At 63.1% G+C, this 15,921-nt stretch carries 9 protein-coding genes and 1 tRNA gene; 2 read left to right on the top strand and 8 right to left on the bottom strand.

The window, feature by feature from the left end:
* Positions 1-59: 59 nt before the first annotated feature.
* From rpsA to polA, 3 genes are all read right to left on the bottom strand, one after another.
* Positions 60-1,541, bottom strand: coding sequence for a 30S ribosomal protein S1 (gene rpsA, locus ASH00_RS08775; RefSeq protein ID WP_056547515.1), 1,482 nt, complete (start codon positions 1,539-1,541; stop codon positions 60-62).
* A gap of 273 nt (positions 1,542-1,814) precedes the next feature.
* A complete protein-coding gene (locus ASH00_RS08770) occupies positions 1,815-3,128 on the bottom strand; it encodes a GNAT family N-acetyltransferase (protein ID WP_056547512.1) in 1,314 nt (437 codons plus the stop codon).
* A 57-nt stretch (positions 3,129-3,185) separates the two neighbouring features.
* Positions 3,186-5,819 (bottom strand): DNA polymerase I, encoded by a 2,634-nt coding sequence (gene polA / locus ASH00_RS08765; RefSeq protein ID WP_056547822.1) that lies wholly within the window; start codon positions 5,817-5,819, stop codon positions 3,186-3,188.
* Between the two features lie 163 nt (positions 5,820-5,982).
* Here polA and ASH00_RS08760 point away from each other — a divergent pair, with 163 nt between their 5' ends.
* Positions 5,983-6,477 carry a PaaI family thioesterase gene (locus ASH00_RS08760; protein WP_056547511.1) on the top strand — a complete coding sequence of 165 codons (495 nt, stop codon included), beginning with the start codon at positions 5,983-5,985 and terminating at the stop codon, positions 6,475-6,477.
* Between the two features lie 8 nt (positions 6,478-6,485).
* On the opposite strand, the gene ASH00_RS08755 is transcribed toward ASH00_RS08760, so the two are convergent.
* A complete protein-coding gene (locus ASH00_RS08755) occupies positions 6,486-7,121 on the bottom strand; it encodes a LysE family translocator (RefSeq protein ID WP_056547508.1) in 636 nt (211 codons plus the stop codon).
* A gap of 70 nt (positions 7,122-7,191) precedes the next feature.
* Positions 7,192-7,273, bottom strand: a tRNA-Leu gene (locus ASH00_RS08750).
* A 167-nt stretch (positions 7,274-7,440) separates the two neighbouring features.
* Here ASH00_RS08750 and ASH00_RS08745 point away from each other — a divergent pair.
* A complete protein-coding gene (locus ASH00_RS08745) occupies positions 7,441-8,043 on the top strand; it encodes an ANTAR domain-containing response regulator (protein ID WP_056547505.1) in 603 nt (200 codons plus the stop codon).
* 79 nt (positions 8,044-8,122) lie between these two features.
* Here the strand turns inward: ASH00_RS08745 and pyk are convergent, their stop codons facing one another.
* The 3 genes from pyk to gltB are packed head-to-tail and all read right to left on the bottom strand — an operon-like array spanning position 8,123 to position 15,720.
* The gene (gene pyk / locus ASH00_RS08740) at positions 8,123-9,616 is read right to left on the bottom strand and encodes a pyruvate kinase (protein ID WP_056547503.1); all 1,494 of its coding nucleotides are present in this window, start codon (positions 9,614-9,616) and stop codon (positions 8,123-8,125) included.
* 58 nt (positions 9,617-9,674) lie between these two features.
* On the bottom strand, positions 9,675-11,132 hold the full coding sequence (locus tag ASH00_RS08735; protein WP_056547501.1) for a glutamate synthase subunit beta: 1,458 nt from the start codon (positions 11,130-11,132) through the stop codon (positions 9,675-9,677).
* Positions 11,125-15,720, bottom strand: a complete 4,596-nt coding sequence (gltB, locus tag ASH00_RS08730; RefSeq protein ID WP_056547498.1) for a glutamate synthase large subunit — start codon at positions 15,718-15,720, stop codon at positions 11,125-11,127. Before gltB ends, ASH00_RS08735 begins: the two co-directional genes overlap by 8 nt.
* Positions 15,721-15,921 lie beyond the last annotated feature (201 nt).

Here is a 15,921-nt window from a genome sequence, read left to right as displayed (position 1 = left end):
GTCCGGTTAACGCAGGAAGCTCCCGCCCAGTGGGCGGAAGCTTCCTGCGTTGAAAGGACCTAGTTTCCGGTCAGCTTCTCACGGAGTGCTGCCAGCGCCTCGTCGGATGCGAGGGTACCGGTGCCGGCGCCCGCATTCGTTTCCGGAGCCGGCTCCGAGGAGTAGCTGGTCGTGCCGGAGTCTGCAGGCTCGTTAGCTGCAGCAGCGTCGTCATTAGCGTGCTGCTCGACCTGCTTCTTGTGGGACTCCCAGCGGGACTGAGCCTCAGCGTACTGGGCTTCCCAGGCCGCGCGCTGCGTCTCGTAGCCTTCAAGCCACTCGTTGGACTCGGGATCGAAGCCCTCGGGGTATTTGTAGTTGCCCTCTTCGTCGTACTCAGCGGCCATGCCGTAGAGAGCCGGATCGAATTCGGTGCTGTCGGCGTCGACGCCCTCGTTGGCCTGCTTGAGGGACAGCGAGATACGGCGGCGCTCGAGGTCGATGTCGATGACCTTCACGAACAGCTCATCACCTACGGAGACGACCTGCTCAGCCAGTTCAACGTGGCGGACAGCCAGCTCGGAGATGTGGACAAGGCCCTCGATGCCGTCTTCAACGCGTACGAACGCGCCGAACGGAACCAGCTTGGTGACCTTACCCGGAACAACCTGGCCCAGCGCGTGAGTGCGGGCGAAGGTCTGCCACGGATCTTCCTGCGTGGCCTTGAGCGACAGCGAAACGCGCTCGCGGTCCAGGTCAACCTCGAGAACCTCGACGGTTACTTCCTGACCAACCTCGACAACCTCGGACGGGTGGTCGATGTGCTTCCAGGACAGCTCGGAAACGTGAACCAGTCCATCTACGCCGCCCAAGTCAACGAAGGCACCGAAGTTGACGATGGAGGACACGACGCCCGGACGAACCTGGCCCTTTTCCAGCTTGTTGAGGAACGTGGAGCGAACCTCGGACTGGGTCTGCTCAAGCCAGGCACGGCGGGACAGCACAACATTGTTGCGGTTCTTGTCCAGCTCGATGATCTTGGCTTCGATCTGCTGACCGATGTACGGAGCGAGGTCGCGGACACGACGCATTTCCACGAGGGAAGCGGGGAGGAAGCCACGCAGGCCGATGTCGAGGATGAGACCACCCTTGACAACTTCGATGACCGTACCGGTGACGACGCCGTCTTCTTCCTTGACCTTCTCGATGTCGCCCCAGGCGCGCTCGTACTGCGCACGCTTCTTGGAGAGGATGAGGCGGCCTTCTTTGTCTTCCTTAGTGAGGACAAGCGCTTCAACCTCGTCACCAACGGAGACCACGTCTCCCGGATCGACATCGTGCTTGATGGAAAGCTCGCGGGAAGGGATGACACCTTCGGTTTTGTAACCGATGTCGAGCAGGACTTCGTCGCGGTCAACCTTGACAACCGTTCCTTCGACGAGATCTCCGTCGTTGAAGTACTTGATGGTGGCGTCAATAGCTGCGAGGAAGTCCTCAGCGGTGCCGATGTCGTTGATAGCGACCTGCGGGGCACCTGGCTTCTCGGTGGTGGTGATGGTCATGTAGTTGGGGCTCCGTTGTGGATTATGAGTTGATCCGGACTCTTGCGGAACCCCGCGGAAAGGCACACCAATATGTACCCACCGTGATGAGGAACCTGCCCGGATGCGGACAAATGGAAAATGAAAATATCAGATAAAGCTCATGCAGGACCCACCGTGCGTGGGACATGCTTACCCAGTCTAGCGTTGCGGCACAACGCCGGTCAAAGCGCCGGCCAGCGGCGCTGCGCAGTTCCTTGTATGGTGCAACGGTCGAACCTGCAACCCCTCGAATTAGAAGTGTGTGATGCAGTACGGCTGACGGGAATGGGCGAACAACCGGTCCGCACTCTCCAGTACGTCGGCAGAGTTGGCCCTGATCCGGCCGGCACTTGCCAGCGTCGATACGGTCACCCCACCGAGGTACAGCGATCCGAGCGCTGCGACATCCATGTCGAGGCCAACGGCGGCTTCAGCGCCAAGCCTCGTCACGTCAGCCTTGCCGCCCTTCACTTCCAGGAGGAAAGCACCGTGTGCATGGCCCAACGGATCTTGCACGTGGAGCACCACCGAACCGTCGTGCTCATACGCCCTTGCTTCGAGGGCAGCCACCGGATCAAGGATGCGCAGCCACAGCACGTCTTCGTCGGACTTCAGTTCACGGCAGCGCCGGTCCGCCAGGGCCCACGGCAGCGGGTCGGAAACGGACGCCATAGTGAAGGTGACCCGCTCGATCAGGTCAAGGGACCCGAGATACCGCCACAGCTCAAGGTAGGCCGCCTCGGACACGGCTACGAGGTCCTTCACGCGCATGGTGTACGGCGTTTTGTCCCAGCCGGCGAACGAGTAGGAGACAAAAGCGTCCGGGCGGCCGTCGGCGTCGTAATGGACAGCGGTGCGCAGCGCCTTGTCCGGCTGTGGGCGCTCCTCGCCCCACAAACCGGACGACCGGCGGGCGTACGCGTACTGGCGGCCGATCGATCCGAGCGTTCGGGCGTGGAAGCCGGCAAATATCTCCTGCGTGAGGTGGACGGCGGCGTCCGCGTCCACGACCTCCATCCGTCCGTACGGCGGGGACGTGACCGCATAGCGCTCGCGGACGTCCACCTCCACCGAGGCGGTGTGGGTTGCCGTTCCGAAACCGAACCGGCCATAGATTGTTGCTTCGGATGCGGTCAGCGCCGCAAGAGCATGCCCGCGGTCTGCCGCTCCCTGCAGGTCCTCCGTGATCATGCGGCGAAGGAGCCCCCGCCGGCGGTGGGTTGCCCGGACCGTGACGGCCGTGATCAGGTGCGCATCAAGGAATTTACCGCCGCCCACATTGAGCGAGTTCACCATGGTGCCGTAGGTGGCCACCGGAATGCGCGGGTTCCAGGCGTTGGGACCCGGTTTTTCGTCGTACGCACCCCAGAGAATGCGCCCGTCTGCCGCGTACGCCTCGGCGAGCTTCGGTAAATCCCCGGCCTCCAGCCGGGCCTCGTGGAAGCCGAAGCTCACGCCCTCGAACCAGGCGGCTAGTGCGCCGTCAGCGGACGTATCAGTATCCGCGTCCACGGAGAAGGTCTCGATACGGGGTACTGCGGTGTCGGTCTGCGTATGCGTGCTCACGAGAATCCACCCTAACCGTCCGCGCCCTGACGAACCACGCCTGGCAAGCCCCTGCGCCTAATGGGCAGCTTCGTGCCAGCTCGTACCGGTGCCTACCGAGACGTCGAGCGGAACGGATAGGTCCGCCGCGCCGGCCATTTCAGCACGGACCAGCTGCTCAACTTCATCCCGCTCGCCGGGAGCGATTTCGAGCACCAGTTCATCGTGTACCTGGAGCAGCATCCGGGAGGTGAGCCCCCGGGACCGCAGTTCATTCTCGACACCGAGCATAGCTTTCTTGATGATATCCGCTGCTGATCCCTGGATCGGTGCGTTCAATGCTGCGCGCTCTGCCATCTCCCGCAGCTGCCGGTTGTCGCTCGAAAGGTCCGGCAGATAGCGCCGCCTGCCCTCGATGGTGGAGGTGAAACCGTCCTTCCGCGCCTGCTCGACGATTCCGCGCAGGTAGTCCCTGACAGCCCCGAACCTATCGAAGTAGTCGCCCATCAAGGTGCGCGCCTCGTCCACAGAAATGGCCAGCTGCTTCGAGAGGCCGAAGGAGCTCAAGCCGTACACCAGCCCGTAGGACATGGCTTTGACCTTCGAGCGCATGGCGTTGGTGACGTCCTCCGGAGCCACGTGGAAGATGTGCGAACCGACGAAGCGGTGCAGGTCCTCCCCCTCGTTGAACGCCTCGATCAGGCCCTCATCACCGGAGAGGTGCGCCATGATCCTCATTTCGATCTGCGAATAATCGGCGGTCATCAGGGACTCGTAGCCCGGGCCCACCACGAACGCCTCCCGAATTCTCCGACCCTCATCGGAGCGGATCGGGATGTTCTGCAGGTTCGGATTCATGGAGGAAAGGCGCCCGGTGGCGGCGATCGTCTGAACGTACGTGGTGTGGATACGACCGTCGTCCGCCACTGATTTGCGTAGGCCCTCCACCGTCTGGCGGAGCTTCGAGGCGTCGCGATGCGCGAGCAGTTGCTCCAGAAAAGGGTGTCCCGTCTTGACGATCAGATCCGTCAGGGCGTCCGCGTCCGTCGAGTACCCGGTCTTGATCTTCTTCGTCTTCGGCAGCGCAAGCTCGTCGAACAGCACAGCCTGGAGCTGCTTGGGTGAGCCGAGATTGATTTCCTTGCCGATGATTCTGAAGGCTTCGGCGCTGGTGTTCGCCATGGTTGCAGAGAAGTCGTCGTAGAGGCGGTCCAGTCCGTCCACCGCGACGCTGATTCCCGTGAGCTCCATGCGGGCCAGAACCTCGGACAGGGGCAGTTCCAGGCCCGCGAGCAGCTGGTTGGCTCCGCGCTCCACCAGCTGGCCCGCGAAATGCCTGCTCAGCTCAAGAGCGGCGTAGGCAGCGGCAACGGCAGGCGTGGCGACGTCCTCTTCCTCAAGCGCCAGGGCCTGCTGACCGCCGGCGGCAGCCGCCGCCGTCGGGAGGGTGAGCTTCAGGTGGACCTGGCTGAGGTCAGCGAGTTCGTAGCTTCGTCGGTCGGGCTGGATGAGGTATCCGGAAATCGCAGTGTCATCGACCTCACCCGCAAGGGTGAAACCGCGGGCATGGAGCAGCTTGTAAGCCGCTTTGAAATCATGGACCACCTTGGGTGCATCCAGGTCCTGGAGCCACTGCGCGATGACGTGCTCCGCGTCAGCACCCAGTTCCTCGAACGGAACGTACACGGCTGCCGACGCCGTCACGAGCGCCACCCCGATAGCTTCCTCTCCCCCGCTCGTGGACCGCGTGACAACCTGCACTGCGGCTGTTGCCTGATTGGTTCCGTTGAACCACCGGGTCAGTTCAGCGGCCGCTGTGATGATTTGGTGCTCCGGCGGTGCCATCTCATCCCTGGCGATGTCCGGCTCTTCCTCTCCGAAGAGATCGAACAAGCGCTTCCTGAGCACATTGAACTGCAGCGCGTCGAACAGATCCTCGACGGCATCACGGTCAGGCCGCTGAGCGGCCGTGGCCTGCAGATCGACAGGGAGTTCCAGATCTGTCAGGAGGCGGTTCAGACGCCGGTTGCGCTTGACGTTCTCGATGTTCTCGCGGAGCGCATCGCCTACCTTGCCCCCGATGGCGTCGAGGTTCTCAATGATGCCCTCGAGGCCGCCATACTTCAGGATCCACTTGGCGGCTGTCTTCGGGCCTACTCCCGGAACGCCGGGGAGGTTGTCCGCCGTCTCCCCCACGAGCGCAGCGAGATCCGAGTACAGGTGAGGGGGAACGAAGTACTTCTCCTCCACGGCCTTGGCATCCATCTGCGGGATGTTGGTAACGCCCTGCTTGGGGTACAGGACCGTAACGCGGTCATTCACCAGCTGGAAAACATCGCGGTCCCCGCTGACTACCTGAACATCCCAGCCCCGCTCGGCCGCGCCGACTGCCAGAGTGGCCAGGACGTCATCAGCCTCGAAGCCTTCCATGGAGAGCGTGGGAATGCGCATGGTCTCGAGCACTTTGATGATGAGGTCAATCTGGCCGTGGAACTCCTCCGGCGTCCGCGAACGTCCGCCCTTGTACTCGGAGTATTCGGTATCCCGAAAGGTTGGCGTGTCGAGGTCGAAGGCAACGGCTACGTGCGTGGGCTCCTGGTCGCGCAACAGATTGATCAGCATGGCAGTGAACCCGTACACCGCGTTGGTGTGCTGGCCGGTGTCCGTGGAAAAGTTCTCGGCAGGCAGCGCGTAGAACGCCCGGAAAGCCATGGAATGGCCGTCAACGACCAGCAGGCGGGATCGCTCCAGCGTATTGACGGCAGCCGGCGCGGCGCCGGTCCCGACATCTGGTTGCACGCTGCCCTGCACGCCGGTGCGCTCGTCAGTCTGGACGGTTTGGTTTGTTTGGCTCACAGGTGCCAGCCTAGTTCCCATGGATGACAAATTCACTCCGGACGCAGGACCCGAGCGCTCCCACCCCTTCCTCGAGGAACTTACCGCCGCCGGCGTGCCGACGCACATGCACGACTGGCTACGGGGACATGGCATCGGCCGACTCGCCGCCAAGATGGGCATTGTTTTCCAGGAGATGAGTGCGGAGCGGATGGTCGCCACCATGCCTGTCGAGGGAAATCAGCAGGTAGCGGGCATCCTGCATGGCGGGGCGCATCTCGTCCTGGCGGAAACGCTCGGCTCCTTCGCAGCAGGAATCCATGCCGGGCCAGACCGGCAGGCAGTCGGCATCGAAATCGGCGCCACGCACCACCGGTCCGCCTCTGCCGGGCTGGTCACCGGCACCGCCGTCGCCATCCACCTGGGCCGCACCCTTGCCACGCATGAGGTGGTCATGACGGATGAGGAGGGGAAGCGGCTTTCCACTGCCCGTATCACCAATCTGATCAGGGACGTGCGCCAGCCAAACGGGTGAAGCTGCGCTCAGGCGTAGGCTGCGGACGCGGCGGTTCCGATGCCCAGCACCCCGAGGACGCCCCCGGATGAAATCTCCAGATTCCGGGTGACGCGCGGCCGGTTCAGCCAGGCGTTTGCCTTGGCCGCAACGAGGCACAGACCTGCCAGATAGACCAGCACGATGAGTCCGAGGGTTGCCCCAAGCAGCATGGTGACAGCGAAGACTGAACCGTCCTTGGGGAGGAACTGCGGCACCACGGCAAGGAAGAACAGTCCCACCTTCGGATTCAGCATCGTGGAGGTCAGCCCGGCTGCACACGAACTCCAGGCCCGCGCACCTGCCATCTCCGCGCCGTCCGGAACGACAGCCGAAGATCTCTTCCCGTCTCCCCGGATGGCTTTGATTCCCAGATAAACAAGGTAGATGCCGCCGAGCACTTTCAGCCCCCGGAACGCGACCGCTGACTGTTCGATGAGGGCCGCGAGACCGACGGCGACCAAACCGGCCCAGGCAAGGTAGCCGACGGCGGAGCCGAAGGAAGCGGCGACGCCGGAGGACAGCTTCCGGAGACTGAAGCGAAGAATGAGGAAGCTATCAGGGCCGGGCGTCACAGCCAGCACCACGCACAACCCGCAAAACGCCAGGTAGGAGGACATCGACATGTCTCCATTAGAAAGCATGTGGCGCCGTGATACCGCAATGAGTCGGAAGTACGACGTTTCAACCCGGCGGTGCCCGAAGTGGGACTCGAACCCACACACCTTTCGATACTGCATTTTGAGTGCAGCGCGTCTGCCAATTCCGCCATTCGGGCCGTTCAATGCACCCAACGTGAGTTCCATGACTCATGAACCCCCGGGTGCGCGAATCTACTCTACATGCCGATAGGCTGTTCCAGTGAACCGGTGCACCGTGCCTTTTCGGCTGCGCTGCTGCACTCGGAAAACGCAGAATCATTGAACGCATACCTAGGAGCCACCAGTGTCTCAAAACCGCGACTCAGCTAACTCGAGCCCGGCGCGGCGCGTGATTGTCGCTGAGGACGAAACCCTCATACGCCTCGACATCGTGGAGATCCTGCGCGGCGAGGGCTATGACGTTGTCGCCGAGGCGGATAACGGCGAGAAGGCCGTTGAGCTGGCCAAGGAACATAAGCCGGACCTTGTGCTGATGGATGTGAAGATGCCGGTCATGGACGGAATCACCGCCGCTGAGCAGATCGTGAAGGCCCGCATAGCGCCGGTAGTTCTTCTGACTGCCTTCAGCCAGAAGGAGCTCGTGGAGCGCGCCCGTGACGCCGGCGCAATGGCCTACGTGGTCAAGCCCTTCACGCCTGCTGATCTGGTTCCTGCTATCGAAATCGCTCTCTCCCGCCACGAGGAAATCAAGGCCCTGGAGAACGAGGTCTCCGACCTCCAGGAGCAGTTCGCCACGCGCAAGCTTGTTGAGCGCGCAAAGAGCCTGCTCACCACGAAGATGGGGCTTACCGAGCCTGAGGCCTTCCGCTGGATCCAGAAGACGTCCATGGACCGCCGTCTGAGCATGCGCGAAGTTGCAGAAACCATCATCAACCAGGTCAACTAACCTCCACAACGCAGAGAAGGGACCTTGCCGCTGAGGCAAGGTCCCTTCTTCAGTTCGGATTCAGTTCCTGGGCAGAGATTTACTTGTGCTTGTTCTTGACCGGCCAGGGACCGACCTTCTCCTTGCTGGGCGAGTAGTGGTCAGGCAATTGTCCAGCGTCCGCGATGTCGCCGACCTTGTGAACCTTGATGGAGTTCGTTGAGCCGGACTGGCCGGGAGGCGACCCGGCAGCGATGACCACGAGGTCATTCAGGTCCACCAGCTTCTGCTCGAAAAGCACCCGGTCCACCTGGGCGGTCATCTGGTCGGTGTGTTCCGCGTACTCAACGAGCATCGGCTGGACACCCCAGATCAGCGACATCGTGTTGAGAGTTGACTGCGACGGAGTGAAGGCGAAGACAGGCTTCGTCGGGCGAAGGCGGGACAGGCGGCGTGCGGAGTCGCCTGACTGGGTGAAGGTACAGATGTACTTCGCATCGAGCTGGTCGGCGATTTCCACGGCTGCGCGCGTAATGGCGCCACCGCGGGTCTTAGGCTTGCTGCCCAGCGGGGGTACGCGGTCAAGTCCATGCTTCTCGGTGGACTCGATGATGTCCGCCATGGTGCGCACCGTCTCGATCGGGTACTTTCCAACGCTTGTCTCTCCGGACAGCATGACCGCGTCAGCGCCGTCGAGCACTGCATTGGCGCAGTCCGAAGCTTCGGCGCGGGTAGGACGGGGATTGTCGATCATTGACTCGAGCACCTGGGTGGCGACGATGACCGGCTTGGCCCAGCGGCGGGCGAGTTCAACGGCTCGCTTCTGCACAATGGGGACGTCCTGAAGCGGCAGCTCCACACCGAGATCGCCTCGCGCCACCATGATGGCGTCGAAGGCATCGATGATCTCTTCTATAGCGTCGACAGCCTGCGGCTTCTCGATTTTGGCGATGACCGGAACGCGCCGGCCCTCCTCATCCATGATCTCGTGGACGCGGTCGACGTCGGCTGCATTCCGTACGAAGGACAGCGCCACCATGTCGACGCCACGCTGGATCGCCCAACGGAGGTCTTCCTCGTCCTTGTCGCTCAACGCCGGAACATTGACTGCCACACCGGGCAGGTTGATGCCCTTGTTGTTGGAGACTGGGCCGCCCACGGTGACCTCGGCGGTTACCTTGGTGTCGTCGACCGCAACGGCGACCATCGCTACCTTGCCGTCGTCGATCAGCAGGGTGTCGCCGACGTTGACATCCTGCGGCAGTCCCTTGTGGGTGGTCGAGCAGATCTCGGCGGTGCCCTCGACGTCCTCGGTGGTGATGGTGAACGTGTCACCCGGAAGCAGTACGTGGGGTCCGTCAACGAAGCGGCCCAGCCGGATCTTAGGGCCCTGCAGATCCGCGAAGATTCCAACGGGGCGGCCGAGTTCCTCAGCCGCCTTCCGTACAAATTCGTAGGTCTGGTTGTGCACGGTGTGGTCACCGTGACTCATGTTCATACGGGCGACATCCACCCCGGCCTCAAGTACTGCGAGGGTGTTCTCATAGCTCGCGATTGCCGGGCCGAAGGTGGCCACTATCTTTGCGCGTCTCATAAACCTTGCCTGTCGTTTCGTGTTCGTGGATTGCTGTGCGCTCTAGGCGTCCTGGGAACTACAGGACGTTGAGCGCGCGGTCTGTCGGTGCTACCGGCGCGGGCAGCTTGGTCTGGCCCATCAGCCACTGATCAACCGCAGCCGCGCACGCACGCCCCTCAGCGATGGCCCAGACGATGAGGGATTGTCCGCGTCCCGCATCGCCTGCAACGAAGATTCCAGGCGTGTTGGTCATGTAGTACCCATCGCGCTCAACGTTACCGCGCCCGTCAAAAGCCGCGTCGAGCTGGTCAGCGATTCCGGCAGGCTCCGGGCCCGTGAACCCCAGTGCGAGGAACACCAGGTCCGCGGGGATATCCCGCTCGCTTCCGGGCTTCGGGAGCCTCTTCCCGTTGCTGAATTCGGTTTCGGCGACACGCACGGCGGTGAGCTTGCCGTTCTCACCGACAAATTCGACCGTTGACGCCAGATAGGTACGCTCACCGCCCTCCTCGTGCGCGCTTGCTACCTCGAACAACGTGGGGAAAGTAGGCCAGGGCTGGTTGGCCATGCGCTCAATTGGCGGCTGCTGCCCGATTGCCAGAGTGGTGACCGAGGCTGCTTTATGCCGGTGAGCGGTGCCGATGCAGTCGGCGCCGGTGTCACCGCCGCCGAGAATGACGACGTGCTTGCCCTCGGCATGAATCTGGTCCTCGATCTCCTCCCCCGCGACAACCCGGTTCGATTCAACGAGGTACTCCATGGCGAAATGCACGCCGTCGAGATCGCGGCCGGGAATCGGCAGATCGCGCGGTACCGTTGCACCGGTTGAGATTACGACGGCGTCATAGCGGCGGCGCAGCTGGTCCCAACTGATGTCACGGCCTACCTCGACACCCGCCCGGAAGCGCGTCCCCTCCGCCTTCATCTGGTCAAGTCGCCGGTCGAGCTGGATCTTCTCCATCTTGAAGTCCGGGATCCCGTAGCGCAGGAGACCGCCGATGCGATCATCGCGCTCGTAGACCGCGACTGTGTGCCCCGCCCGGGTGAGCTGCTGCGCTGCGGCAAGGCCCGCCGGGCCCGAGCCGACGACGGCGACGGTCTTGCCCGTCAGCCGCTCCGGCGGGTGGGGGTGGACCCAATCGTTGTCGAACGCCTCGTCGATGATCGAAACCTCGACCTGCTTGATCGTGACCGGAGGCTGGTTGATCCCGAGAACGCAGGACGCCTCACAGGGAGCAGGGCACAGCCGTCCGGTGAACTCCGGAAAATTGTTGGTGGCGTGCAACCGGTCGATTGCCTCGCGGCCCTTGTCCCGCCACATCAGGTCATTCCACTCCGGAATGAGGTTCCCCAGCGGGCAGCCCTGGTGACAAAACGGGATGCCGCAGTCCATGCACCGGCCGGCCTGGCTCTTCAGCACACCCTTTTCCTGGGCCTCATACACTTCCTTCCAGTCCATGATCCGGACCGGAACGGGCCTGCGCGGCTGCGTCTGCCGCTCGCGTACCTTCATGAATCCGCGTGGGTCAGCCACCGGTAACCTCCAAAATTCTGTTCCAGACCTCTTCCCCGTCAGGGTCGAGCCCCTCTTCGATGGCAGCGGCGCGGGCGTCGAGGACACGTGCGAAGTCACGCGGCAGCACCTTGGTCAGGCGGGGCACGGTGCTCTCGATATCCTCAAGCAGCTTCGCTGCGAGAGGCGACCCGGTCTCCTCCTGGTGACGGAGCAGCAACTGGCGGACAATCTCGATATCCTCGGCGTCCAGTTCCTCCAGCTTCAGTTCGCCGCTGTTCAGCGCCTGCACATTCAGGCGGGATTCATCGAGGTCGAGGACGTAGGCGGTGCCTCCGGACATACCGGCGCCGAAGTTCCGCCCGGTGCGCCCAAGGATCAGTGTCTGCCCACCGGTCATGTACTCGCATCCGTGGTCGCCGATTCCCTCGACAACGGCTGTGGCGCCGGAGTTGCGCACCAGGAAACGCTCCCCCACCTGTCCGCGGAGGAAGATCTCGCCGCTTGTCGCGCCGTAGCCGATGACGTTCCCTGCAATAACATTGCGTTCCGCCGCAAAGACGTTCGCGCGATCCGGACGCACAATGATGCGCCCGCCGGACAGGCCCTTGCCGACGTAGTCATTCGAGTCGCCCAGCAGCCGCAAGGTGATGCCGGCCGGAAGGAAGGCTCCAAGTGACTGGCCCGCCTGGCCGGTCAGCGTGACATCGATGGTGTCCGTTGCGAGGGTCTCCGTACCGAACCGTCGGGTGACCTCGTAGCCCAGCATGGTGCCGACCGAGCGGTCGGTGTTGACGACGTCGAGTGTGATGCGGACCGGCGCGCGGTGGTTCAGCGCGTCGCTGCTCATATCAATGAGCTTGTTGTCGAAGTGCTGGTCCAGCTCGTGGTTCTGCACGATCAAATTCCGGCGCGGTGCATCCTCTCCGAATTCGTTTCCGCGCAGGATGGGATCGAGATCCAGCCCGTCGGCCTTCCAGTGCCGAACGGCACGCTGAACGTCAAGCACTTCATTGTGGCCGATCGCCTCAGCCAGCGTCCTGAAACCGAGTTCGGCGAGCAGTTCGCGGACTTCCTCGGCGATGAACTCGAAGAAGTTCACCACGAACTCCGGCTTGCCGGTGAAGCGGCTGCGCAGTTCCGGGTTCTGCGTTGCCACGCCTACCGGGCAGGTGTCCAGATGGCACACGCGCATCATGATGCAGCCCGAAACCACGAGCGGTGCGGTTGCGAACCCGAACTCCTCGCCGCCGAGCAACGCTGCGATCAGGACGTCACGACCGGTCTTGAGCTGCCCGTCAACCTGGACCACCACGCGCTCGCGCAGGCCGTTGAGCATCAGCGTCTGCTGAGTCTCAGCCACGCCGAGCTCCCAGGGGACGCCCGCATGCTTCAGCGAGTTGAGCGGGCTGGCACCCGTTCCGCCATCATGCCCGGAAATGAGTACGACGTCGGCCTTCGCCTTTGTGACGCCGGCAGCCACTGTGCCGATCCCGACCTCTGAAACCAGCTTCACGTGGACCCGCGCTGAGGTATTGGCGCGCTTCAGGTCATAGATCAGCTGCGCGAGATCCTCGATCGAGTAGATGTCGTGATGCGGGGGCGGTGAGATCAACGCGACCCCGGGTGTGGAGTGCCTCGTCCGGGCAACCCACGGATAGACCTTCTGGCTCATCAGCTGGCCGCCCTCGCCGGGCTTGGCTCCCTGCGCCATCTTGATCTGGATGTCGTCAGCGTTGGTCAGGTAGAGGCTGGTGACGCCGAACCGTCCCGATGCAACCTGCTTGATCGCCGAGCGACGCTCAGGATCCAGCAGCCGCTCCACGTCCTCGCCGCCTTCACCGGTGTTGGACTTTGCGCCCAGACGGTTCATGGCGATGGCAAGGGTCTCGTGGGCCTCCTGGGAGATGGACCCGTAGCTCATGGCGCCGGTGGAGAAACGCTTGACGATGCTCGATACCGGCTCTACTTCATCGAGCGGTACCGGCGGCCGCAGCCCTTCTTTGAAACCGAGCAGGCCGCGCAGGGTCATCAGCTCGCGGGACTGGTCGTCAACACCCTTGGTGTAGGACTTGAAAATGTCGTAGCGGCGTTCACGCGTGGCGTGCTGCAGTCGGAACACCGTTTCGGGATTGAACAGGTGCGGCGGGCCTTCCCGGCGCCACTGGTATTCGCCGCCATTGTCCAGGCTGCGGTACGGGTCTTCGATCCCGTCCTGCGGGTACGCGAACTCGTGACGCGCCGCTGCCTCGGCAGCAACCACGTCCAGCCCGACGCCGCCCAACTGGGTCTGCGTGCCGTGGAAGTATTCGTCCACCAACTCCTGCGCGAGCCCGAGGGCTTCGAAGGTCTGCGCGCCGCAGTAGGAGCTGACGGTGGAGATACCCATCTTGGACATGATCTTCAGCACGCCCTTGCCGAGGCCCTTGATCAGGTTCGCGACAGCCTGCTCCGCGGTGACGCCGGTGATGTCCCCATTGCGGACGAGTTCCTCGCAGCTTTCCATGGCGAGGTAAGGGTTGATGGCGGACGCACCGTAACCGATGAGCACCGCAACATGGTGCACTTCCCGAACGTCGCCGGCTTCGACTACCAGGGACGTCTTGGTCCGCGTGGCGCTCTTCAGCAGGTGGTGGTGAACGGCGCTGGTCAGCAGCAGCGACGGGATCGGAGCCCACTGCGCGTTGGAGTCGCGGTCCGAGAGCACCACGTATTGGATGCCGCGGTTGATTGCGCTGGAAACCTGCTCACAGATTTCCGCAAGCCGGGCGCGCAGGGATGCTTCGCCGCCGTCGACCCTGTACAGACCGCGCACGCGGACGGTGAGGCGGTCGCCCTCGTCGGATTCAAGGTTGGCGATCTTCGCCAACTCATCATTGTTGATGACCGGGAAGGTCAGCGCGATCTGCTTCGAGCGCACCTGCCTGGCGGAGAGCAGGTTTCCGTCGGGACCAATGGTGACGCCCATCGAGGTGACCAGCTCCTCGCGGATCGCATCCAGCGGCGGGTTGGTGACCTGCGCGAAGGACTGAACAAAGTAGTCGAACAGAAGGCGCGGCCGCTTGGACAGGACAGCGATCGGCGTGTCCGAACCCATTGCGCCCAGCGGCTCCGCACCAGCCTTTGCCATGGGTCCGAGCAGGATGCGCAGTTCCTCCTGCGTGTAGCCGAAGGTACGCTGCCGGCGGTTGATCGAAGCCTTGGTATGTACAACGTGCTCGCGTTCAGGCAGGTCCTTCAGGTCGATCAGGTTTTCCTTCACCCACTCACCCCACGGGTTGGCCGCCGCGACCTCGGCTTTGACCTCCTGGTCCTCAATGATGCGGCCGTCCTCCGTGTCAACGAGGAACATCTTGCCGGGTGATACGCGCCCTTTTCGCACGATCTTGGAGGGTTCGACGTCGATGACGCCGACTTCGGAGGCAAGGACGACAAGACCGTCTTCCATCACCCAATACCGGGCGGGGCGAAGGCCGTTGCGGTCCAGCACCGCACCGACAAGCCGTCCATCCGTGAAGGAAACCGCTGCCGGGCCGTCCCAGGGCTCCATGAGCATCGAGTGGTACTGGTAGAAGGCGCGCCGTGCCGGGTCCATGGACGTGTGGTTTTCCCACGCCTCCGGGATCATCATCATGATCGCGTGCGTAATGGGGCGTCCGGCCAGGGTCAGCAGTTCCGCTACCTCATCGAAGGACGCGGAGTCTGAGGCGCCCGGGGTGCAAATGGGGAACAGTTCCTCGGGCGAATCGCCCAACAGGGGGTTGGCAAGCTGCGATTGCCGCGCACGCATCCAGTTCCGGTTGCCCTTGACGGTGTTGATTTCCCCGTTGTGCGCAATGGCGCGGAAAGGCTGCGCCAACGGCCACGAAGGAAAGGTGTTCGTAGAAAAGCGCGAGTGGACAATGCCGAGCTTGGTTTTGAAGCGCGGGTCTGACAGGTCCGGGTAGAAAGGCTCGAGTTGCGCCGTCGTCAGCATTCCCTTGTAGACCATGGTCTTGGACGACAGCGAGGGAAAATACACGCCGTACTTGTTCTGGGCCCGCTTGCGCAGACGGAAGGCCCTGGCATCAAGATCCTGGGCTGTGCCGGCAACGGGTGCGATGAACAACTGCACGAAGTGCGGCATGCAGGCCCTGGCCATGGATCCGACGAGGTCAACGGTGACGGGAACCTCTCGCCAGCCGAGAACCAAAAGGCCTTCGGACTCGGCAAGGCTCTCGATCCCGGCACGGGCAGTTGCCTCTTCGCCGGCCTCGGCTGGAAGGAAGGCGGTGCCGACGGCGTAGGTACCGGCGGCGGGAAGCTCGAAGTCAACGACCGCGCGGAAGAATTCGTCAGGAACCTGGGTGAGGAGGCCCGCGCCGTCGCCCGTTCCCTCGTCAGCCCCTACGGCGCCGCGATGTTCGAGGTTGCGCAGGGCGGTGAGCGCTGCATCAACGATGTCGTGGCCCGGCTCCCCGCGGAGCGTGGCAATGACGGCCAGACCGCAGGCGTCCTTCTCGTTTTCCGGGTTGTAAAGTCCGGATGCCTTCGGGTATGACGCGAACCGCGTGAACGGCGATTCGCTGTGGGTCGCCTTCGGAGGCAAACCAGTGATGGGTGCAGTCATAGATAGAGTCCTTCCCCCATGATGGAGCGTCGGGAGGGGACAGCTTCGGCCCCGGGCGCGCCTTCCCCTTCAGGGAAGCGCTTCATTTTCCTTGTCCACATTGTAGAACCGCCACACCGCACGCCGGCAGAGATTGCGGACATGAATTGACGGCGGTACTGCCTGGTCAAGCGCGGTACGGGGCGGAAGCCTGTGAGCCAG

This window comes from Arthrobacter sp. Soil782, assembly GCF_001428435.1.
Classification (GTDB): Bacteria; Actinomycetota; Actinomycetes; order Actinomycetales; family Micrococcaceae; genus Arthrobacter_D; species Arthrobacter_D parietis.
This window is presented reverse-complemented; position numbering and strand designations above follow the sequence as displayed.